This is a genomic window from Mesorhizobium sp. WSM4836 (genome assembly GCF_055811815.1).
Window position 1 is genome coordinate 114,269 of record NZ_JBVVQF010000020.1, and the last position, 19,771, is coordinate 134,039.

Consider the following 19,771-nt stretch of genomic DNA (forward strand, 5'->3'; position numbering starts at 1 on the left):
CAGGACATGGCTGAAGCAACCGCAAACGGCCTGGGACAACACGCGCTGGACAGCTCCCATACGCATGATGCGACGACGGCCGGCGTTACCCCGGCGGAGGTTCATCAGGAGCACCCGATCAAGCTCTACCTAGTCGTCTGGGCATGGTTGTTCATCCTCAGCACCTGCTCCTATCTGGTCGACTATTTCGGTCTCCACGGCTATCTCAGATGGTCGCTGATCCTGATCTTCATGATCCTCAAGGCAGGACTGATCGTCGCCATCTTCATGCACATGGCGTGGGAACGGCTGGCGCTGACATATGCAATCATCCTGCCGCCGGTGCTGGTGCTGGTGTTCGTGACGATGATGGTCTTCGAAGCGGACTACACGCTTTTAACCCGAATGGCGTTTTTCGGGGCCGGGCCCTGACATGCAATCCGGATCCAGGCTGTTCGGTCCTGGAGAGTTCGCCTTGAAACAATCCACGGCTGGTCCATTTCTGTTGCTATCGGAAACGACAGGCGATGCCGGCCACATGCGTCGCGAACACCAGCAAGGGGCGCCCAAGATGACCATCGCAAACAGACTGAAGGATTTCATCGATAGGAAAGGAATTTCCTACGACACCGTCGAGCATCACCGCACGGCGACAAGCAGACAATCCGCCATTGCGGCACATGTGCCTGGCAGCATAATGGCCAAATCGGTGGTCGTTCACCACGACCGTGGCTACGCGCTGGCCGTGGTTCCAAGCACGCACAGGATAGAACTCGCGACATTGCAGGATGTCATGGACAAGCCTCTTGGGCTGGCCTCCGAAGACGAGGTGGTCTCGTTGTTCGGCGATTGCGACGTCGGCGCTGTGCCGCCGATCGGCGCTGCCTATGATGTGCCGGTGGTCCTCGACGAAAGCCTCGGCGACGCTCCCGAAATCTATTTCGAAGGCGGCGACCACAAGACGCTTGTGCATGTGAGCGGCAAGGATTTCCGCGACCTGACAAAGGACGCGCGCCAGGCCCGTTTCAGCCACCCAGCCTATTGAAAGCTCTGCCCCACCCTGCCCGCACCGGCACTTTCGCCGGTACGGGCACGGCAGGTTTTCAGCTCACGGTCTGGTGGCCGGCGGCGATTCCACAACTTTCCGATAGACATGCCAGGTGGCATGACCAAGGATCGGCAGCACGACCGCCAACCCGGCGAACACCGGCAGCGAGCCGATGATCAGGGCGACGGCGACGATAAGACCCCACACCGCCATCACAATCGGGTTGGCCAGCACAACGCGCACCGAGGTGTGGATGGCTTCGTAGGCGCCGACATCGCGGTCGAGCAACAATGGGAATGCGACGACCGTGGTGCACAGCACAACCGCGGCGAACACGAAGCCGATGGCGTGACCCAGGATGATGAGCGTCCAGCCGCGTCCCGTAGCGAATATTTCACTGATGAAGCTGGACAGCGATTGCGGCGGCGCCGGGCCGAATACGGTCTGGTAAAATATCTGGGCCGTCAAAAGCCAGGCGATGAAGATCGCAAACAGCATGACGCCGACAGCTGCTATGGCCGGCAGCGCCGGAGAACTCCTGACTTCAAAGGCGTGCCTCCATGAGGCTTCGAGCCCGGCTTCCCGTCGCCGGCTGATCTCATAGAGGCCGATCGCCGCGAACGGACCAATCAGTGCAAAGCCGGACACAAGCGGAAACAGCAATGGCAGCGTGTTGTTGCCTGATGTCCAGACAGCAAGCACGACTCCCGCAATCGGATAGATCAGGCAGAGAAAAACGATGTGCGACGGCTTGACCATGAAATCATCGACGCCACGCCTGAGCGCATCAAAAAGATCGGAGACACCGATTTTTCGAATTCTGGTGTGTTCCAGCGTCTCGCTGGCGCCTGCTATCACGTGAAAGCTTGCCATGACCATTCCTCCAGACCGGGTCCGGTAGGGTCGCGTTTTACGGTGCTGCCGTTCTGCATGATTGGCCACGCAAACCGCGACCTGCACCATGATCAACATACTCTCATTCGAGAGACTTGTCGCGCTTTGTAAGAAGTCCCCGGTGTAAGAGGCCCCGGTAGCGCGACTAGCTCTGGATGCCTTTCTTCGATATTCTCTTCTAGTCGAAGGTGAAGGTCATGGACGGAAGGACAGTTCTCATACTCGGACTTGGCGTCGTTATTCTGCTGTTGCTGGGATTTTGTGCTCTGCCAACGTGATGTTTTGAACCCGGGTCAATAGCCAGCTGATGCGACCACTCGCATTACAATGGTGTCGGCAAGCAACGCCGCAAAAATTGCGAAAAGATAGACAATCGAATACGCAAACAGCGCCTTTGCCGGCTTCATCTCCTTGTCGGCGACGAGAACCTTCCAGGCCTGCCAAATGAAACCTGCGCCCAACGCGGCTGAAACAGTGCCGTAATATCCGCTGGCAAAGCCGAAGCCCCAAGGAAGCACGCCGATTGGCGCCAATAGCAGCGAATAGGCGAAGATTTGTCTCCTGGTCGAGTCCTGGCCTGCCACATTCGGCATCATCGGGACGCCTGCCGCGGCATAGTCGCCGACCTTGAAAAGGGCCAGCGCCCAGAAATGTGGCGGCGTCCAGAGGAAAATGATCAGAAACAGAATGAGGCTTTCAACGCCGATTGCGCCGGTTGCAGCCGCCCACCCGATCACCGGAGGAAGGGCGCCTGCCGCGCCGCCGATGACGATGTTCTGTGGCGTCGAGCGCTTCAGCCACATTGTGTAGACAACGACATAGAAAAAGATGGTGAACGCCAACAATGATGCGGCAAGCCACCCCACCAGCACGCCGAGCGTCATGACCGACAGTGCGGAAAGCACCAGACCGAAGCTGAGAGCTTCGCCAGGCGTGACGCGGCCGGACGGAATTGGTCGCTTGGACGTGCGAGACATCAAGGCGTCTATATCTGCGTCGTACCACATATTGAGCGCGCCGGCGGCTCCCGCTCCAACCGCGATTGCGCCGATGGCAATTACGGCGATAATGGGATTCATCACGCCGGGCGCCATCATCAGGCCGACGAAGGCAGTAAACACGGCAAGCGCCATGACCCGTGGTTTCAAAAGCGCAAAGAAATCACCCGCCGTCGCCTCCGAGAGGCGGAGGCCGGTATCCTTGAGACGGCTTTCTTCAGTCGACATTCAGGACGACCACCGATGGGAACCGCAGCCTAGCCGGCCAATGTCTTTTTTGCAACGAGCCGCTCTCCCCACCGACACTGCCGGCAGATTGCGGCCGAGGCTATGCCTCGACCTGTTTCGATATCAATATCCGGCGGAAGAGACGGGCTATTTGGAGAATTGCTTCAGATAGGCGATGACGTTGGCAATGTCCTCGTCTTTCTTGAGGCCGGGAAACGCCATCTTCGTTCCTTTGACCATCGCCTTGGGATCGCGAAGATAGGTCGTCAACGTGGCCTCATCCCATTTGACGCCGGATTTACCCGCCTCGACCATGGCTTTCGAATAGCTGAACCCCGGATGCGTGCCGGCGGTCCGGCCGATGACGCCGTTCAACGACGGACCGACCTTGTTCTGATCCTTGTCCGCGACGTGGCAGACCTTGCATTTGGCGAATACCTTCTCACCCGCGGCGGCATCCTGTGCCTGGGACTGATTGGTAATGAACGTCGCGACGGACACGACGGCGAAAAATGCGATTGCACGCATGGCATTTCCTCCCTGATCGCCAATTTGCCCTGGCTGACCTGCATCGCTGGTATGCGTTCTTGAATGGCAGAACGGATATCCACTGCCTTGAGTTGCGGCACCTACATACCACAGAACCCGGCCGGCAGGTAGAGTTCGGCCATGCAAAGGTTTAATACGGACAATCTGCTCAAGGCAATTTGGTGTTGCAGGTGGCAGCGATCCGGCCGACCGCCTCTTCAAGGCCGGTAAGGTCGAAGTTCGCTTCGCCGCGCCCCGACAGCAGCCCAAACCGCCAGGACAGCAGCAGCCGGTCCGCGGAGATCAGTCGCCTGACTCCGTCGGCGCCGTCGCGGACCAGCATCCTGCCGCGCGGGCCGACCGACCAGCTTTCGTTGAGCTTGCCGGATTGGCCGACAGTCACCGACATGGCGATGGTTCGGCTGGCGGAAACGGTGTCGCTCAGCTGCAGCCATTCGCTCCAACGCGGTTCGCCGGCGGTCCGGCAGGCGATCGTCAAAACCGGGCTGTAGCTTAATGCGCCGCCGCCGGTGATGAGCTTGTTGGTAGCGTAAAGCGAGGCGGTGACAAGGCCATCGCTGCTTTTGTCGAACTGCCAGTTGTCGAGGACCGTATCAGCCTGGGCGATGCCGCAGACCGACGCAAGCAGGAACGCCGCCGCCACCACGCTTCCGATACCGAGGAACTGTCTCAACGAGACCTCCAACAACCGCTGCGATCCGCAACCCAGCGCACATAATCATCAAAGCTTCGTATCGCTACCTCGACCGCCAGATGCGTGAAATCCGTTACGTCTGCGCCACAACGAAAAAGGCCGCCTCGAGAAGGCGGCCTTTCGGAATTCAGCAAGGACGTTATTCAGCGTCCTTGAGGGCCTTCTTCTTCTGAGCGGCCTTTTTCTTGGGCTCTTCAGCGTCGTCGTCGGCCTTCTTGGCGTCGGCCTTTTTCGCAGCCGCCTTCTTCGCCGGCTTCGCCTTGCTCGTCCCCGTATCCTCGTCGTCGGCCAGCAGCTCTTCCTTGCCGACCTTCACGTCCGTGACCGAGATCTGGCCGAGCAGATGGTCGACCACCTTCTCTTCGAACATGGGCGCGCGCAACGTGTTCAGGGCTTCGGGATTGTTGCGATAGAATTCGAAGGCTTCCTGCTGCTGGTTGGCCGGATAGCGACGCACCTGCTCGAACAGGCCGCGCTGCAGTTCCTCGTCCGTCACCGTGACGCCTGCCTTCTCGCCGATTTCGGCGAGAACCAGGCCGAGACGCACGCGGCGCTCGGCAAGCCGCATATATTCGGCACGCGCTTCTTCTTCCGTCGTCTCTTCGTCGGCAAAGGTGCGCCCGGCGGCTTCGAGATCGCGATTGACCTGGTTCCAGATGTTGTTGAACTCGGCCTCGACGAGCTTGGACGGCGCCTCAAACGAGTAGGCAGCGTCGAGTTGGTCGAGCAACTGCCGCTTGACCTTCTGGCGCGTTATCGAACCGAACTGATTCTCGATCTGACCGCGCACCACCTCGCGCAGGCGCTCCAGCGATTCCAGGCCGAGATTCTTGGCCATCTCGTCGTTGATCTCAAGCGCGCCGGGCTTCGACACTTCCTTGACCGTCACGTCAAAAGTGGCTTCCTTGCCGGCCAGATGCGCCGCCTGGTAGTTTTCCGGGAAGGTGACCGTGATCTGCTTCTCGTCGCCAGCCTTGCTGCCGACCAGCTGGTCCTCGAAGCCGGGGATGAATTCCTTCGAGCCAAGCACCAGCGGTTGATCGGTGCCGGCGCCGCCGCTGAAGGCTTCGCCGTCGATCTTGCCGACATAATCGATGGTCACCCGGTCGCCCTCGGCGGCCTTGCCGGTCTTCGGCTCGTAGGTGCGGGCGGATTCAGCGACACGCTTGACCTGCTCGTCGATCTCTTCATCCGGCACGTCAAACACCTGGCGCGTCACCTTGATGTCGGAGAAATCCTTGATCTCGATCGGCGGAATGACCTCATAGTTCAGGCGGAACTCGAAATCAGCGCCGCCGGCCAGGATCTTCTCGGCCTCCTTCTCGTCCTCGGTCATGATCACTTCGGGCTGCATGGCGGCCTTTTCGCCGCGCCCGGTGATGATCGAACGGGTCGAATCGTTGAGGATCTCGTTGACCACTTCGGCCATGAACGATTTGCCGTAGACCTTGCGCAGATGCTGCACCGGCACCTTGCCGGGGCGGAAGCCGTTGATGCGGACCTTGTTCCTGGCATCGGAGAGCCGCGCCATCAGCTTGGCTTCCATGTCACCGGCCGACACGGTGATCTTGATCTCGCGCTTGAGACCGGAGTTGAGCGTTTCGGTGACCTGCATCATAAAACCTTTGTTTCCACCAATGAGGCCGTCAAACGGCCCCTGCCGTTTACAGCCTGCCGGTATGATCTTGCCGGGAATGGCTTTTGGTGCGGGACTTGGCGATCTGTCCGCCCAACGCGGCACAAATCCTCCAGAAATACGCTCCAAAATGTGAATAAGTCTTTGTTTTTCCTACTTCTTATCACATTCTGCAGAAGCGGATCGTCGCGTCCCGTCACATTCGACACGCCTTTTGTCACAGGCGACGCTGATTTTCAACCATCTTTGCATTCCGGCCAATGATGCCGATATCGCCTCTGACATTGACAGAATGATGGCTACATGGGATTGGCCGGGCAATGCGGATGTGGCGGAATTGGTAGACGCCCTGGATTTAGGTTCCAGTGCCGAAAGGCGTGGGGGTTCGAGTCCCTTCATCCGCACCACCCTTCGCTCTTCGAGCTTCGGGTGGCAGGCCACCTGAGCCAACTCGACAGACGAAGGCAATCCTCCGAAGCCTTGGCGAAGGAGGACTAATAAAGCGGCTCCTCGAACAGCGTCTTGTCGCCATCCACCAGCGCCTTGATCTGCGCCGTGCCGTCTTTGGCAATCGCGACACGGATGCCGAACGGCCGCACCCGCATGTCGTTCTGGATCGCCATCCCCTCGCCTTCCGGCAGATAGAAGCGCTCGATGCCGTACTCCGGCGCGATCGTCGTTGCTCCCTGGCTGATATCCCAGCCCTCGGAGACGTGTCCGACGATATCGGCTTCATCGGATGCTGCCGGCACCGGCGCTTGCCCGAACCAAGCCGCGGTCGGCCACCAATAGCCATCGACACCCTGTTTCAGCCTGACCACGATTGACGTTTCCTCGCTGGAAAGCTTGCCGGCCGGAATGTTGCCGATCAGCTTCACCGGTATGCGCGAAATGTCGTAGCCGAGCAGAATGTAGTCACCGCGCAAGAGATCGCGCGGATCGATCGGCTCGACCTTGAGCAGAACCTGCTTGCCATCGCGCAGAATCGCCGCGCGTCCGGCGATGATCCAGCTCAGGAAGCCGATCTGGACGAGCGCCAGCACTACCGCCGAGATGATCAGTCTTTTGCCGGTCATCATGCTGCCGCTCCCGTCACGTCCGGGGTGTTCATGCGCTTTTCTATGCGGATGATAATGAAAGCAAGGAAGGCGAGAAGCACCGCCGCCGCGAGGAAGAAACCTGCCGTGTCGAGCATTGACTGCAGCATCACCACATAGATGATGGCGAGTTCGAAGGCGAAGCCCGCATAGGCAACCCAGCGCAGTCCCCGGCTCTCGCGGCCGCCCAGCACGATTGCCGCGACGATGCCGGCCAGCGCAACAGCCGAGGCAATGGCGAAGCCGCTATTGTAGCTGCTTTCATCCGCCAGTTCGAACTGGATCATCGCCAGGCCGGTGAGAAAGCCGATCAGCGCGTGCAAGGGCAGCCTGCCGCCCAGTTGCAAGACCCTGTCGACCGGCCCGGCCGCAAAAATCGCCGCGCTAAAAAGCAGCACCGACGCGACAACGAGCGGGATGGCGACTTGCAGCGTCTCGTATTCCATGACCAACAGCACGAGGTAAAAGAGGACCGACAGGATGATCAGGTGGCGCGCCGCCTGGCTGCGTGTCCAGAACGAAACGGCGAACAGCACCAGCGCCATGACCACGAAGAGATGCGGAAATTCCGTGCGCCGGAAGTAGTCGAACCCTCTCAGGAACAGCCAGGCATCGGCAATGCCGACGGCTGCGACGGTCAGCGGGTTTGAGCGCAGCGCCATCGCCGCCAGCGCCGTGCCGGCGCCCCAGGTGATCAAGGCAGAGGCCTCGTCGCCCGACAAATGATACATCTGGCCGATCAGCGCGATCGAACCGCCGAATGCCGCTGCCGCGACGATCCACAGCGCCTCGCCGATTGCCGCATGGTCGCGCATCTTCAGCACCGCGCCGCCGACATAGCCGGCAAGGATAACCGCAAAAAGTGCTGCGACCCGCACCAGCCGCGGGATGACTTCCCAGTTGGCGGCGATGAAGATCAGGATAGCCGCGCCGAACAGGAGCGCCGCCATCATCGCCAGGACCGAGCCGAAGCTCAGCGATTTGCGTTCGCTGGCCTCGACGTCGCGCGTTAGCGCCTCGGCTGTCGGCGCGTCGATCAGGCCGGCCTGCTGCCATCGTGCGATATCCGACCTGACCCGTGACGAATAACTCGCCATGCCCCTCCCCCTTGCTTGGTCCTTTTTTAGCTCGTCCGCCCAAGCGTTTGATCTTACGGCATTTTCCGATTTTGGCGGAACCGGACGCGCGTTAATGTTGCATTGCACAATTTGCATTGCTGCCATGCACCAATAGCGCTTTTAAATCGATATGACCCCACCTATTTTCATGGTGCACACAAAGACGGAATGATCCGAAAGAAAGACGAAACGAGACTACCATGAACCTGATCCGCAATTATCGCAACTGGCGCCGCTACAGGGACACCGTGTCCGAGCTGAGCCGCCTGAGCACCCGTGAACTGACCGATCTCGGCATCAGCCGCAGCGACATTCACTACGTCGCCCGCAAGGCGGTCTAATCCTTCGGGCCGCAAATGGTCCGATCAGTTTTGAAAAGAGAACGACAATGAACCTGATCCGCAACTATCGTAACTGGCGCGTCTACCGCGAGACGGTTACCGAGCTGGGTCGCCTGTCGAACCGGCAGCTCAACGATCTCGGCATCGTCCGCGACGAGATCAAGATGGTCGCTCGCAGGGCGATCTAACCACAAGATTTCGCCAGGGTCGACCTCCTCCCCGACCCTGACGGATACGGTCAACCTTCAGCTCCTCCCGAGGGTTGACCACAAAAACGGCGCCCGCCGGACCTCCTCCCCCGGCGGGCGTTGTTCTCCAAAAGGGTTTCGCCCCTTTTAAAACTGGCGAAAGAGATTTCGTCAAAGCCGACCTCCTCCCCGGCGATGGCGAATACGGTCGATCTTCACCTCCTCCCGAGGATCGGCCAACAAAACGACACCCGCCGGACCTCCTCCCCCGGCGGGTGTTGTTGTTTTGGGGTCTAGGCACTCCGAAGCTGCTTTGGGAAGAGCCGTATTTGCGAGACGGCCCCTATCGTCAGTCCAGCGCCCCGCTTTTCAGCACGCCCCGTTCCCTCCACTGGCTCAGCGGAAAGATGTCCGGCGCGCCGCCCATCGGCGCATACCAGGAATCCACCACCCATTCCGTACCGCCGCGGTCGCTGATCACCGCCGTCCAATGCGGATAGCGCCCGTCGACAAACAGGCCTCGCGAGGCCTTGTCTTCGACCTTGTGAAACCTGAGCAGTTTTCGCTCGGCAAGATAGACCAGCAACGCATGCGTATTGGTCGATTCGTCGACACAATCCATTTGGCCCCTGATGCGTGATGCACCGAATTCTGACTGCGGCTGGTCACGAATGCCGATTGCCTGGAAAATGCGCTGTTCGAAATAGCGGACCGCCTTCGAAATAGCGGAACGCTCGGCCTGAGGTGAACCGGCGCCCGCACGCAGGATAGAGCTGAAACGCGCACCGTCACTGGGGCCAAGCGCCAGCATTGTGCGATAGTTGCAACCGTAACCATGGCATATGGGGATCCGCTTGGAAGCCGTCGCGGCCAGTTCGCCGGCCGCCGCTGATCCGCCCACGGCGATCACGACTGTCAGAAATGTCGCTCTGGCAAAGACCCCGAGACTCCCGCCCATTCGCGATAGTAGACTATTGCAGCGCGTGGCGGCAACAGCGCGGCTGATTCGTGTAATTGCAATCGCCGCGCCAAGGGATTATTTCGGCGCTCATGAACAAGAATTCCATTCACGTCATCGGCGGCGGTCTTGCCGGCTCCGAGGCCGCCTGGCAGGCGGCTCAAGCCGGCGTTCCCGTTGTCCTGCACGAAATGCGTCCCGTCCGCGGCACCGATGCGCACAAGACCGACGGGCTGGCCGAGCTCGTCTGTTCCAATTCCTTCCGCTCCGATGATGCGCAAACCAATGCCGTCGGCCTGCTGCACGCCGAAATGCGGCTGGCCGGTTCACTGATCATGAGCGCCGGCGATGCGCATCAGGTGCCGGCCGGCGGTGCGCTCGCCGTCGACCGCGACGGATTTTCCGAAGCGGTCACCAGGAAGCTCGAAGCGCATCCGCTCATTACCATCCGGCGCGAGGAAGTGCGCGGCCTGCCGCCGGCGGACTGGGACCAGGCGATTATCGCCACCGGTCCGCTGACAGCGCCTTCACTCGCCCAATCGATCGCGGAAGTCACCGGCGCCGCCGCGCTCGCCTTTTTCGATGCCATCGCGCCGATCGTCCATTTCGACACGATCGACATGGACATCTGCTGGTTCCAGTCGCGCTATGACAAGGTCGGCCCCGGCGGAACCGGCAAGGATTACATCAACTGCCCGATGGACAAGGAGCAGTACCTTGCCTTCGTGCAGGCTCTGGTCGACGGCCAGAAAACCGAGTTCAAGCAGTGGGAAGGCACGCCCTATTTCGACGGCTGCCTGCCGATCGAGGTGATGGCCGAGCGTGGCGTCGAGACATTGCGCTATGGGCCGATGAAGCCGATGGGGCTGACCAATGCGCACAATCCGTCCGTAAAGGCCTACGCTGTCGTCCAGCTCCGCCAGGACAACGCGCTGGGCACGCTCTACAACATGGTCGGCTTCCAGACCAAGCTGAAGCACGCCGAGCAGGTGCGCATTTTCCGCACCATCCCCGGGCTGGAAAACGCCGAATTCGCCCGCCTCGGCGGCCTGCACCGCAACACCTACATCAATTCGCCGACGCTGCTCGACGCTTCGCTGCAGTTGAAGTCGCGACCCGGCCTGCGTTTTGCCGGCCAGATCACCGGCTGCGAGGGCTATGTCGAGAGCGCAGCCATCGGCTTGCTTGCCGGGCGCTTCGCCGCCGCCGAAAGGCTTGGCCATGCGCCGTCGCTGCCGCCCTTGACCACCGCTTTCGGCGCGCTTCTCAACCACATCACCGGCGGTCATATTGTCTCCGACGATGAGCCGGGGAAGCGCTCTTTCCAGCCGATGAACGTCAATTTCGGCCTGTTCCCGCCCGTGGACGCGCCAAAGATCGAAGGCAAGCGACTGCGCGGCAAGGACAAGACGGTCGCCAAGCGGCACGCGGTGACGTCGCGCGCGCTCGCCGACTGCCGCGAATGGCTTGGGCCGCCTTCCCTAGCGGAAGCTGCGGAATAGTGCCGATCTCAGTTCTTGCGGATTTCGCGGCGGAGAAGTAGGATAATATCCTACTTTGTGTCGCGAGGCCGAAATCCCATGGAATCCGCTGAGAAACTGTCCGTCACCGTAACGCCCGCCATGGCGCGTATGATCCGGGAAAAGGTCGAGGACGGCTCCTACGGATCGGCGAGCGAGGTCATCCGCGCCGCACTTCGTGCCTTCCAGCGCGAAGAGGAAGAACATGCCGAGCGCATGGCCTCGATTCGGGCGCGCGTGAAGGCCTCGATCGAGGACACAAGGCCTGATGTTCCGCTGGAGCAGGCAATTGCAAGAGTGAAAGTCTTGCGCTGAGGTTGTGCCAGCAGCCTTCATACCGCCGGCCAGCCTTGCGTCGCGCGCCGAAACAAGAGCCAATGCCGACGCAGGGCCGAGAGCCGGACCACATCGTTGAGGGGCGAGCGTCGAGTCTCCATCTTGCCGAGATAGGCGCCCGTCAGAGCCAGTGGCAGAAAGGCCGGGCGCAGCGAAACCGGCAGAGCGAACGCCCCCCGCTTGAAAGCGGAAAGATGCTCGCGTGCCAGCGCGATCATCGCGGCGACAGCGCGTTGCGCTCCAGGCCCGCCGTCGCCTGTAACGAACTCTTGCGGCGATGTTCCTGCCGCGGCCAAGATGTCGGCCGGAACAAAGCATTGCCCGCGCTTGCGATGTAGCGGCAGCAGAAGCAGGAGACCGGTCATCGCCTGCGCACACCCTGCCCTGCCGGCAAGTTCGGCAAAGCGTGGTGCTTCGCCCGGGTCGAGCACCATCGCCGCAAGCTGGATGAGTGCTGCGGCAGTCTCGCCGCAATAGCCTTCGAGATCGGTGCGCGACGGCATCGGGTCGTCATAGAGATCGAAGATGCGCGCTTCGAGCATGTTGTCGAAAGCGGCCTTGGGCAGGCGGTGAGCGGAAATAGTCGCCCTCAGCGCGTCCGCCACGGGATGGCCAATCTCTGCGTCATCCTCTTCGGCGGCGATGACATCGCGCCACCATTGCAGCCGGACCTCGCCCGGCAGCGCTTCGCGGATCCGATCGCGAATGCCGGCGATTTCGGCGTTGAATGCATAGAGCGAAAACAGCGCGTCCCGCTTGTCTTCGGGCGCGTAGAGTGCGCTGAGATAGCGGTCATGGTCGGCGGCACGCGCCGTCTCCATGACGACTTTGGTGTTTTCGGCCACGTCAGTCGACGGCGATGAGCGCTGCGGCCACGGCGCGGTCTTCCGCCAGCAGCACATTATAGGTCCGCACCGCCGCCCCGGTCGACATCGGATCGGCGGAAATGCCCGCTTCCTTCAGCGCGGCACGCAGCGCTGCAGGCAACGGCCTCAGATCCTCACCGCTGCCGACCAGCAGGATCTCGACCTTGGCGGCCTCGTTGAACAGCTTGGCGAAATCCCCTGCCGTCAGCGCCAACGGATCCGCCGGCTCCCAGCCATAGATGCCAGAAGGCAGGCACAGCAGCGAGCCGCGATGCGACATGTCGGCAAAGCGGAAGCCGCCATTGCCGTAAGCTTCGATCGGTGCGCGGCCGGGGAAATGCGCCTCGCGGATGACAATGCCCTTGGCCACTTTTGAGGCAAGCCGTCAGGTGGCTATGGCTTTGCCGCCGCCCACCGGCTTTTCCTCATCGGACGCTGTGGCCTGCGGCCGCAGCTTGAACAGGATAAGCAGTGGCGCGGCGATAAAGATCGACGAATAGGTGCCGAACACGACGCCGAACAGCATGGCCATGGTGAACGAGCGGATCACCTCGCCACCGAACAGCACCAGCGCCAGCAGCGCCAGGATCGTCGTCACCGAGGTCAGCGTCGTTCTCGACAGGGTCTCGTTGATGGCGTTGTTCAGCAATTGCGGCAGCGGCATTCGTTTGTATTTTCGCAGATCTTCGCGAACACGGTCATAGACGACGATCGTGTCGTTGAGCGAATAACCGATGATGGTGAGGATCGCCGCCAGCGACGACTGGTTGAATTCCAGCCCTGTGAGGACGAAGAAGCCGATCGTCATGACCACGTCGTGCACCGTCGCAATGATGGCGCCGACCGCGAACTGCCATTCGAAGCGGAACCAGACATAGATCAGGATGCCGAGCAGCGCGACAAGCATGGCGATGGTGCCTTGCTTGGCGAGCTCGCCCGAGACCGTCGGCCCGACCACTTCGACGCGGCGAAAATCATACTGGTCCTGCAGCTCGCCGCGCACCTTGTCGATGACGGTCTGCTCGGCGTTCTCGCCGCCCTCTTGCGTACCGACGCGGATCAGCACGTCGTTCGGCTCGCCGAACTGCTGAACCTGCACCTCGCCGATATTGAGTTCCGTCAGCCTGCCGCGGATGTCGGCGAGGTCGGCATTGCCGGTCTTGGACTGGACCTCGATCAGGGAGCCGCCCTTGAAATCGATGCCATAATTGATGTCGATGGTCATGAAGCCGACGACCGACAGGATCGAAAGCACGCTCGACAACGCAAAGGTCCAACGGCGGATGCCCATGAACGGAATTCTCGTTCCGGGCGGAATGAAGGTCACCGGCGCCCGTGGCAACTCCTTCGGACGGGCGCGGCGAAGCCAGATCGACACCAGCAAACGGGTGAAGGTGAAGGCGGTGAAGACCGTGGTCAGGATACCGATGGCGTAGGTGACGGCAAAGCCCTTCACCGGCCCCGTTCCGAGCCAGAACAGCACCACGGTCGCGATCAGCGAGGTCACGTTGGAATCCACGATGGTCGCCAGCGCCTTGCTAAAACCGGTATCGATCGCCTGGATGACCGAGCGGCCGGCACGTCGCTCCTCGCGGATGCGTTCATAGATAAGGACGTTCGAATCGACCGCCATGCCGATGGTCAGCACGATACCGGCGATACCGGGCAGGGTCAGCGTCGCGCCAAGCAGCGACAGCAGCCCGACGATCATCGCCACATGCACCGCCAGCGCGATATTGGCGAGGAAGCCGAGGAAACCGTAGGCGACGAACATGAACGCCACCACCAGGATCGATCCGATCACGCCGGCGACCTTGCCGGCATGAATGGAATCCTGGCCAAGTCCCGGCCCCACCGTGCGCTCTTCGATCACCGTCAGCGTCGCCGGCAAGGCGCCGGCGCGCAGCAGCACGGCGAGATCGTTGGCGCTCTCAGCGGTGAAATTTCCCGATATCTGGCCGGTACCGCCGGGGATCGGTTCACGGATCTGCGGTGCCGAAATCACCTGATTGTCGAGGATGATGGCGAACAGTTTGCCGACATTCTGTGATGTCGCCTGGCCGAACCGCTGCGCGCCTTTTGAATCGAAGCGGAACGAAACAACCGGCTCGTTGGTCTGGGAGTTGAACGTCGCCTGGGCATCGACGAGGTTTTCGCCCGAAACGATGACGCGGTTCTCGATCAGATAAGGAACCGGCGGGTCGTCCTGCGAATACAGCACCGAGGACCCCGGCGGCGGACGGCCGTTCAGCGCGTCCTGCACCGGCATCGATTGGTCGACCATCTGGAAGGTCAGCTTTGCGGTCTGGCCAAGAATTTCCTTCAGCCGCTGCGGGTCTTGGAGACCAGGCACCTGGACCAGGATGCGGTCCTCGCCTTGCCGCTGCACGATCGGCTCGGTGGTGCCGAGTTCGTTGACGCGACGCTCGACAACCTGGATCGCCTGCGTCAGCGCCGTCGAGGTGCGATATTTGATCCCCGCATCGGTGACGGCAAATTTGAGCAGGCCGGGCTCGGAATCATCCAGCGTCATCTCCTGGATCGAGCCGCCGCTGAACAGGCCGGCGGCCACCGGATTGGTCAACGGTTTCAAGGCTGTCTTGGCAGCGTCGATCCGTGCGGGATCAGTGATGCGGACCTGCACCGTGCGGCCCGTTCCGGAAAGACCGGTATAGCCGATCTTGGCATCGCGCAGCAGCGTCCTGATTTCGTCGCGCGTCGTCTCCAGCCGATCCTTGATCAGATCGTTCGGATCCATCCTGAGGAGGATATGCGAGCCGCCCTGCAAGTCGAGCCCGAGCGTCATCTGCCGCTTCGGCACCCAGTCGGGCAACTTGGCCAGCGTGCTGGCGGAAAAAAGGTTGGGCGCAGCGAGGACCACTGTGGCGGCCACGGCCAGCCAGATCAGGATCATCTTGAAGCGCGAGAAGTAAAGCATTGGCTATCGTCCGTTCAGGCGTACAAGCGGCTGCGTTCCGCCTTCAATTGGGTTATTTCTTGGCATTCTGGTTCGCCACCGGCTCGCCCTTAACCTGCACATCGTCAATTGTCGAGCGCGGTACAGTCAATTTGGCGCCGCCGCCGGGATCGGTTCCGGCGTCAATTGGCTGATTTCCGGCCTCATTCTAATTCTGCCCGCCGCCAGGCGCTATCGTGCGTTCTTCAACTATTTTCAGTCTTGCCGGTAACGGACCAGAAAGCATCCTGCAGAGGCCACGACGTATCGACCATCTGGAATGTTAGCTTTCCGGTGCGGCCGAGAATCTCCTTGAACCGGACCGGCGTCTGCAAGCCAGGCACCTGAGCCAGGATGCGGTTATCGCCTTGCTGCTGCACGATCGGTTCGAAAACGCCACCGTCGCTGAGCCGAAGTCTGACGACTTCCATGGAGCGCACCAGCGCCATCGACGTCCGCAGTTTCACGCCGTCATCCGTCACCGCGAGTTTGAGCAATCCGGGTTCCGGCTCATCAAGCGCGATCTCCTCGACCGGGTTGGCCCCGGCAACCGGATCGGTGAATATTTTCAGGGCTGTTTTGGCGGCATCGACCTGAGCGGGATCCGAAATGCGGACGTTGACCTCGCGACCCGATGCGGCGAGCCCCGCATAGCCGATCCGGGCATCGCGCAGCAGCGAGCGAACGTCATCACGCACTGCCTCCAGCCGGTGCTTGATCAGACCGTCCTTGTCGACCTCAAGCAGTATCTGCGAACCGCCTTGCCGGTCGAAATTCGTCTGCCGCTTCGGCAGCCAGGCAAGAAGGTCGTCGAGCGTACCGTCCGGCTTCATAGCGAGCGCGCCAAGCATCACGCCAAAGACCACTATGACGGCAACAGCCAGCCAGATAAGAATCTTGGTGAGGCGCGAAAACCGCATGGCGTTGCCCGATGCTGGCGGACCGTGCCGCCCGAAGCCCGGTTATCTCCTGAGCGTTATTTCTTGGCGTTCTGGTTCGCCACCGGCTCGCCCTTGACGCGCACGTCGGCGAGCGTCGAGCGCAGCGCCGTCACCTTGGTGCCGCCGCCAAGGTCTATCTCGAGTTCGTTGTCGTCGATCACCTTGGTTACCTTGCCGACCAGGCCGCCGCCGGTAACGACGGTGTCGCCGCGGCGAACCGCCGCCAGCATCTCGCCGCGCTTCTTCAACTGCGTGCGCTGCGGCCGGATGATCAGAAAATACATGATCACGAAAATCAGGGCAAACGGCACGATCTGGATAAACATTGCGGACGAGTCCCCGCCGATGCCTTGGGCGTATGCCGGTGTCACGAACATCGAGGTACTCCTGAATTTTGAAAAACAGCCGCCAAACGGTTTTTGCGGAATTTGACGGCCCCGCCAAATTTGGCCGGAATATAGTCGGTAACGTTGCCAATGCAACTGCGCCGCCGGGCAAATCGGCTGCTTTTCCGGCCAGCTGAGCCGTGTTAGACGGTGATCCCGAAAAGCGACCCTCGGTTCTCGCAAAAGATCATGCCCGAACAAATGCTTGGGACGAGTTTCGAAACCGCTGAAATCAGGTAGGTTGGCCTGCCGCACCGTCCTGAATGCGAAACAAAAAGACAAGAGATGACCGACAGCACCATCGATATCCTGAGCCAGAAGCTCGACCGCCTGATCGAGGCGGTCGCCCGCCTCGCGCCGCCGCCGGTGCCGCAAACCGACCTCGGCGAGGCCGATTGCTTCGTCTGGCAGGCCGATCCCGGCTATCTGGAGCCAGTGCGCAAGGTCAACCGCGTCGACATCGGCCTGATCCGCGGCGTCGACCGCGTCCGCGACATACTGGTCGACAACACCGAGCGCTTCGCCTCCGGCTATGCCGCCAACAACGTGCTGTTGTGGGGCGCGCGGGGCATGGGCAAATCGTCGCTGGTCAAGGCGGTGCACGCCGCGGTCAACGCTTCCACCAAGCTCGACCTGCCGCTCAAGCTTATCGAGATCCATCGCGAAGACATCGACACCCTGCCGAAGCTGATGGGCCTGCTGAAGGCCGCGCCCTTCCGCTTCATCCTGTTTTGCGACGACCTGTCATTCGACCACGACGACACTTCCTACAAATCGCTGAAGGCAGCGCTTGAAGGCGGCGTCGAGGGCCGCCCGGCCAATGTGATTTTCTATGCCACCTCGAACCGGCGGCATCTGTTGCCGCGCGACATGATCGACAATGAGCGCTCGACGGCGATCAACCCTTCGGAAGCGGTCGAGGAAAAGGTTTCGCTGTCGGACCGCTTCGGACTGTGGCTTGGCTTCCACAAATGTTCGCAGGACGAATATCTCGACATGATCGACGGCTATGTCCGCCATCACGATCTCGCCATCGATCCCGAGACGCTGCGCGCCGAGGCGCTCGAATGGTCGACAACGCGCGGCAGCCGTTCGGGCCGCGTCGCCTGGCAGTTCACCCAGGATCTGGCAGGCCGGCTCGGCAAGTCGCTCAAGGATTAGCCGCTCAAGGACTAACAGCAGAAGAAGCCCGCACCTTGCGGAGCGGACTTCCTCGGCGGGCTGAAGGTCAAGTGGCCCGCAAATCGCTTTTCGTCGTCTATTCGAGATAGGTCGAAGGATCGACCGGCGCCGAGTTCTTGCGCACTTCGAAATGCAGTTTCGGCGAGTCGGTGGTGCCGCTCATGCCGGACAGGGCGATTTCTTGGCCGCGCTTGACCTTCTGGCCGCGCTGCACCTCGATCGAGCTGGCGTGGCCGTAGACGGTGACCAGACCGTTTTCGTGCCGCACCAGCACCGTGTTGCCGAATTCCTTGAGGCCGTCACCGGCATAAATGACGACGCCGTTTTCGGCCGCCTTGACCGGCGTCCCCTCGGGCACGGCAATGTCGACGCCGTCCTTGCCGCCGCCGAAGCTTGAAATCACGCGGCCGCGCACCGGCCAGCGCATCTTGCCGATGCCGGTTGCGTCCGGCGCCACCGCATCGTCGTCCTCGGCCTGCTGGATGACTTTCGCGTCCTTCCTCGGTGGCGTGTAGGAGGCGAGCGTCTGCGTCGGCGTTGTTTTGGCCGGCGGCTGGGTGGTGGCCGTCGTCACCGGATCGACCTTTGCCGGCTTCGCACCGGCGACGACAGCGGTTCCGCCTGCCGGCACTTTCAGGGTCTGTCCGATCTTGAGCAGTCCATCCTGCATGCCGTTCGCCTGCTTCAAGGCGACGACGCCGACGCCGGTCTTTCTGGCGATGGCCGACAGCGTATCGCCTTGCTGAACCGTGTAAGTGCCGGCGGCACCGGCCGGCTTAGCCGTCGCCGAAGCCACCTTCGCCGCGGTCTTTCCATCCTTCGGCTGGCTCGCGGCAGCCGAGGCGTCCACCTGCGCGGCAGACTTGCCTTCCCTGAGCTTCGGCTGCTGCGGCAGCACGGCCACCTTCTCCGGCGCGTCGGCCGGCTGGTCGTGCCTGGTGCCGTTCGCTGGCTTGGCGTCCGCGACTTTCGGCGCGGCGCCGTTGCTCGAATACGCATAGGCCGGGATGACGAGCTTCTGGCCGGTCTTCAGCCCCTTGGTCGCGCTCAGCCCGTTGACTTTCATGATGGCGTCGGCCGGCACGCCGTAGCGCCGCGACAGGCCGGAAATGGTCTCGCCGTCCTTGACGACGATCTCGGTCGCATGTGGTGCGCCGGCGGCCGTCGCCATGCGCGGCGCGTCGGGCTCGGCGTTCTTGAACGGCCTTGCCGCCGGAGCTACGGTGCCGGTTGCCGTCCTGTCGACACGAGGAGCGGCAGGCGCCAGGGCCGGCGCGGCAGCGGTACGCACCGGGCGGGCGGCAGGCGCCAGGGCGGGAGCCGGCGGTGGCAATTGCTGCGCGGTGACCGGTTCGAGGCTTGAGCGGCTGACCGACTGGGTGTGGCTGCCGTCGACCGGGGCGGCCGCAACATCGCCCGGATAGGGCTGGGCAGCATCCTGCTTGTCGATGATAGCGCGCTGGTTGTTGGTCGAGGCGGTGAACACGTCGTCGACGCTGTTGAACCGCGCCACCTGGGAACTACACCCCGCCGCGGCGCCTGCGATCACGAGGACGGCGCAGCCACGCGCCAGATTGCGTCCGTTTGCCTTCAAAACACTGAATTGCATCGCACTAACCCGCACAGACCCGGTACAACTGAGTGTGATTAAAGCGCGTTAATGTTACCGGTCGGTTAAACCTGTAGAATCAGACGCAAATTTTCTTAAAATATTCGAGGAAGGCTCTCAGCTTCGTCATGTATGGGCGGAGCAGGAGCGAAGCTCCGTCGCGGAGACCAGGGAGCCAATCAGCCCAGAAGGTTGCGAGCCGTGCGCATGAATATTCTGGATCCGATCGGGATCAGGTCGTCTGGAA

Annotated in this window: 21 protein-coding genes and 1 tRNA gene; 8 read left to right on the forward strand and 14 right to left on the reverse strand. The window is 61.5% G+C overall.

What is annotated here, in order from left to right:
- Positions 1-6 precede the first annotated feature (6 nt).
- Both AC0L2P_RS22580 and AC0L2P_RS22585 read left to right on the forward strand, forming a co-directional pair.
- The gene (locus AC0L2P_RS22580) at positions 7-411 is read left to right on the forward strand and encodes a cytochrome C oxidase subunit IV family protein (protein ID WP_473504153.1); all 405 of its coding nucleotides are present in this window, start codon (positions 7-9) and stop codon (positions 409-411) included.
- 139 nt (positions 412-550) lie between these two features.
- Complete coding sequence (locus AC0L2P_RS22585; RefSeq protein WP_352869084.1) at positions 551-1,024, forward strand: aminoacyl-tRNA deacylase; 474 nt, start codon at positions 551-553, stop codon at positions 1,022-1,024.
- 63 nt (positions 1,025-1,087) lie between these two features.
- On the opposite strand, the gene AC0L2P_RS22590 is transcribed toward AC0L2P_RS22585, so the two are convergent.
- The 5 genes from AC0L2P_RS22590 to tig all read right to left on the reverse strand — a co-directional run bounded on the left by AC0L2P_RS22590 (position 1,088) and on the right by tig (position 6,005).
- Positions 1,088-1,900: a DUF2189 domain-containing protein gene (locus tag AC0L2P_RS22590; protein WP_473504155.1), complete on the reverse strand. Its 813-nt coding sequence runs from the start codon at positions 1,898-1,900 to the stop codon at positions 1,088-1,090.
- A 314-nt stretch (positions 1,901-2,214) separates the two neighbouring features.
- Entirely contained in the window at positions 2,215-3,147 is a 933-nt protein-coding gene (locus AC0L2P_RS22595) for a heme o synthase (RefSeq protein WP_473504157.1), read from the reverse strand.
- 147 nt (positions 3,148-3,294) lie between these two features.
- A complete protein-coding gene (locus tag AC0L2P_RS22600) occupies positions 3,295-3,675 on the reverse strand; it encodes a c-type cytochrome (RefSeq protein ID WP_473504159.1) in 381 nt (126 codons plus the stop codon).
- A gap of 169 nt (positions 3,676-3,844) precedes the next feature.
- Positions 3,845-4,369, reverse strand: coding sequence for a hypothetical protein (locus AC0L2P_RS22605; protein WP_473504161.1), 525 nt, complete (start codon positions 4,367-4,369; stop codon positions 3,845-3,847).
- Positions 4,370-4,529: 160 nt separating this feature from the next.
- Positions 4,530-6,005 carry a trigger factor gene (gene tig, locus AC0L2P_RS22610; protein ID WP_473504189.1) on the reverse strand — a complete coding sequence of 492 codons (1,476 nt, stop codon included), beginning with the start codon at positions 6,003-6,005 and terminating at the stop codon, positions 4,530-4,532.
- A 343-nt stretch (positions 6,006-6,348) separates the two neighbouring features.
- On the opposite strand from tig, the gene AC0L2P_RS22615 reads away from it, so the two are divergent.
- A tRNA-Leu gene (locus AC0L2P_RS22615) sits at positions 6,349-6,433 on the forward strand.
- An 87-nt stretch (positions 6,434-6,520) separates the two neighbouring features.
- Here the strand turns inward: AC0L2P_RS22615 and AC0L2P_RS22620 are convergent.
- Together AC0L2P_RS22620 and AC0L2P_RS22625 are read right to left on the reverse strand one after the other, a co-directional pair.
- Positions 6,521-7,105: a GDYXXLXY domain-containing protein gene (locus AC0L2P_RS22620; protein WP_473504163.1), complete on the reverse strand. Its 585-nt coding sequence runs from the start codon at positions 7,103-7,105 to the stop codon at positions 6,521-6,523.
- Positions 7,102-8,220 carry a DUF2157 domain-containing protein gene (locus tag AC0L2P_RS22625; RefSeq protein WP_473504165.1) on the reverse strand — a complete coding sequence of 373 codons (1,119 nt, stop codon included), beginning with the start codon at positions 8,218-8,220 and terminating at the stop codon, positions 7,102-7,104. Before AC0L2P_RS22625 ends, AC0L2P_RS22620 begins: the two co-directional genes overlap by 4 nt.
- Before the next feature lie 221 nt (positions 8,221-8,441).
- On the opposite strand from AC0L2P_RS22625, the gene AC0L2P_RS22630 reads away from it, so the two are divergent.
- Together AC0L2P_RS22630 and AC0L2P_RS22635 are read left to right on the forward strand one after the other, a co-directional pair.
- Entirely contained in the window at positions 8,442-8,582 is a 141-nt protein-coding gene (locus AC0L2P_RS22630; protein ID WP_091596947.1) for a DUF1127 domain-containing protein, read from the forward strand.
- Positions 8,583-8,629: 47 nt separating this feature from the next.
- The gene (locus tag AC0L2P_RS22635; protein ID WP_023678914.1) at positions 8,630-8,770 is read left to right on the forward strand and encodes a DUF1127 domain-containing protein; all 141 of its coding nucleotides are present in this window, start codon (positions 8,630-8,632) and stop codon (positions 8,768-8,770) included.
- A 349-nt stretch (positions 8,771-9,119) separates the two neighbouring features.
- Here the strand turns inward: AC0L2P_RS22635 and AC0L2P_RS22640 are convergent, their stop codons facing one another.
- Entirely contained in the window at positions 9,120-9,671 is a 552-nt protein-coding gene (locus AC0L2P_RS22640) for a hypothetical protein (protein ID WP_473504167.1), read from the reverse strand.
- A gap of 149 nt (positions 9,672-9,820) precedes the next feature.
- Here AC0L2P_RS22640 and trmFO point away from each other — a divergent pair, with 149 nt between their 5' ends.
- Both trmFO and AC0L2P_RS22650 read left to right on the forward strand, forming a co-directional pair.
- Entirely contained in the window at positions 9,821-11,230 is a 1,410-nt protein-coding gene (gene trmFO / locus AC0L2P_RS22645; protein ID WP_473504169.1) for a methylenetetrahydrofolate--tRNA-(uracil(54)-C(5))-methyltransferase (FADH(2)-oxidizing) TrmFO, read from the forward strand.
- A gap of 78 nt (positions 11,231-11,308) precedes the next feature.
- Positions 11,309-11,563: a type II toxin-antitoxin system ParD family antitoxin gene (locus AC0L2P_RS22650; RefSeq protein WP_473504171.1), complete on the forward strand. Its 255-nt coding sequence runs from the start codon at positions 11,309-11,311 to the stop codon at positions 11,561-11,563.
- Between the two features lie 17 nt (positions 11,564-11,580).
- On the opposite strand, the gene AC0L2P_RS22655 is transcribed toward AC0L2P_RS22650, so the two are convergent.
- The 5 genes from AC0L2P_RS22655 to yajC all read right to left on the reverse strand — a co-directional run bounded on the left by AC0L2P_RS22655 (position 11,581) and on the right by yajC (position 16,724).
- Positions 11,581-12,405: a phytoene/squalene synthase family protein gene (locus AC0L2P_RS22655; protein WP_473504191.1), complete on the reverse strand. Its 825-nt coding sequence runs from the start codon at positions 12,403-12,405 to the stop codon at positions 11,581-11,583.
- A 25-nt stretch (positions 12,406-12,430) separates the two neighbouring features.
- On the reverse strand, positions 12,431-12,820 hold the full coding sequence (locus AC0L2P_RS22660) for an Mth938-like domain-containing protein (RefSeq protein WP_473504173.1): 390 nt from the start codon (positions 12,818-12,820) through the stop codon (positions 12,431-12,433).
- A gap of 15 nt (positions 12,821-12,835) precedes the next feature.
- Entirely contained in the window at positions 12,836-15,388 is a 2,553-nt protein-coding gene (secDF, locus tag AC0L2P_RS22665) for a protein translocase subunit SecDF (protein WP_473504175.1), read from the reverse strand.
- A gap of 224 nt (positions 15,389-15,612) precedes the next feature.
- Positions 15,613-16,326, reverse strand: coding sequence for a hypothetical protein (locus tag AC0L2P_RS22670; RefSeq protein WP_473504177.1), 714 nt, complete (start codon positions 16,324-16,326; stop codon positions 15,613-15,615).
- A gap of 56 nt (positions 16,327-16,382) precedes the next feature.
- Complete coding sequence (yajC, locus tag AC0L2P_RS22675; RefSeq protein ID WP_023678921.1) at positions 16,383-16,724, reverse strand: preprotein translocase subunit YajC; 342 nt, start codon at positions 16,722-16,724, stop codon at positions 16,383-16,385.
- Between the two features lie 294 nt (positions 16,725-17,018).
- On the opposite strand from yajC, the gene AC0L2P_RS22680 reads away from it, so the two are divergent.
- Positions 17,019-17,894, forward strand: a complete 876-nt coding sequence (locus AC0L2P_RS22680; protein WP_473504179.1) for an ATP-binding protein — start codon at positions 17,019-17,021, stop codon at positions 17,892-17,894.
- Positions 17,895-17,991: 97 nt separating this feature from the next.
- On the opposite strand, the gene AC0L2P_RS22685 is transcribed toward AC0L2P_RS22680, so the two are convergent.
- Positions 17,992-19,524 carry a peptidoglycan DD-metalloendopeptidase family protein gene (locus AC0L2P_RS22685; RefSeq protein ID WP_473504180.1) on the reverse strand — a complete coding sequence of 511 codons (1,533 nt, stop codon included), beginning with the start codon at positions 19,522-19,524 and terminating at the stop codon, positions 17,992-17,994.
- Positions 19,525-19,771 lie beyond the last annotated feature (247 nt).

Excerpts from the sequence above, each read along its gene's own strand:
- AC0L2P_RS22580 (WP_473504153.1), top strand. The coding sequence starts at position 7 with ATGGCTGAAGCAACCGCAAACGGCCTGGGACAACACGCGCTGGACAGC.
- AC0L2P_RS22585 (WP_352869084.1), top strand. The coding sequence starts at position 551 with ATGACCATCGCAAACAGACTGAAGGATTTCATCGATAGGAAAGGAATT.
- AC0L2P_RS22590 (WP_473504155.1), bottom strand. The coding sequence starts at position 1,900 with ATGGCAAGCTTTCACGTGATAGCAGGCGCCAGCGAGACGCTGGAACAC.
- AC0L2P_RS22595 (WP_473504157.1), bottom strand. The coding sequence starts at position 3,147 with ATGTCGACTGAAGAAAGCCGTCTCAAGGATACCGGCCTCCGCCTCTCG.
- AC0L2P_RS22600 (WP_473504159.1), bottom strand. The coding sequence starts at position 3,675 with ATGCGTGCAATCGCATTTTTCGCCGTCGTGTCCGTCGCGACGTTCATT.
- tig (WP_473504189.1), bottom strand. The coding sequence starts at position 6,005 with ATGCAGGTCACCGAAACGCTCAACTCCGGTCTCAAGCGCGAGATCAAG.
- AC0L2P_RS22620 (WP_473504163.1), bottom strand. The coding sequence starts at position 7,105 with ATGATGACCGGCAAAAGACTGATCATCTCGGCGGTAGTGCTGGCGCTC.
- AC0L2P_RS22625 (WP_473504165.1), bottom strand. The coding sequence starts at position 8,220 with ATGGCGAGTTATTCGTCACGGGTCAGGTCGGATATCGCACGATGGCAG.
- AC0L2P_RS22630 (WP_091596947.1), top strand. The coding sequence starts at position 8,442 with ATGAACCTGATCCGCAATTATCGCAACTGGCGCCGCTACAGGGACACC.
- AC0L2P_RS22635 (WP_023678914.1), top strand. The coding sequence starts at position 8,630 with ATGAACCTGATCCGCAACTATCGTAACTGGCGCGTCTACCGCGAGACG.
- trmFO (WP_473504169.1), top strand. The coding sequence starts at position 9,821 with ATGAACAAGAATTCCATTCACGTCATCGGCGGCGGTCTTGCCGGCTCC.
- AC0L2P_RS22650 (WP_473504171.1), top strand. The coding sequence starts at position 11,309 with ATGGAATCCGCTGAGAAACTGTCCGTCACCGTAACGCCCGCCATGGCG.
- AC0L2P_RS22655 (WP_473504191.1), bottom strand. The coding sequence starts at position 12,405 with ATGGAGACGGCGCGTGCCGCCGACCATGACCGCTATCTCAGCGCACTC.
- secDF (WP_473504175.1), bottom strand. The coding sequence starts at position 15,388 with ATGCTTTACTTCTCGCGCTTCAAGATGATCCTGATCTGGCTGGCCGTG.
- AC0L2P_RS22670 (WP_473504177.1), bottom strand. The coding sequence starts at position 16,326 with ATGCGGTTTTCGCGCCTCACCAAGATTCTTATCTGGCTGGCTGTTGCC.
- yajC (WP_023678921.1), bottom strand. The coding sequence starts at position 16,724 with ATGTTCGTGACACCGGCATACGCCCAAGGCATCGGCGGGGACTCGTCC.
- AC0L2P_RS22680 (WP_473504179.1), top strand. The coding sequence starts at position 17,019 with ATGACCGACAGCACCATCGATATCCTGAGCCAGAAGCTCGACCGCCTG.
- AC0L2P_RS22685 (WP_473504180.1), bottom strand. The coding sequence starts at position 19,524 with ATGCAATTCAGTGTTTTGAAGGCAAACGGACGCAATCTGGCGCGTGGC.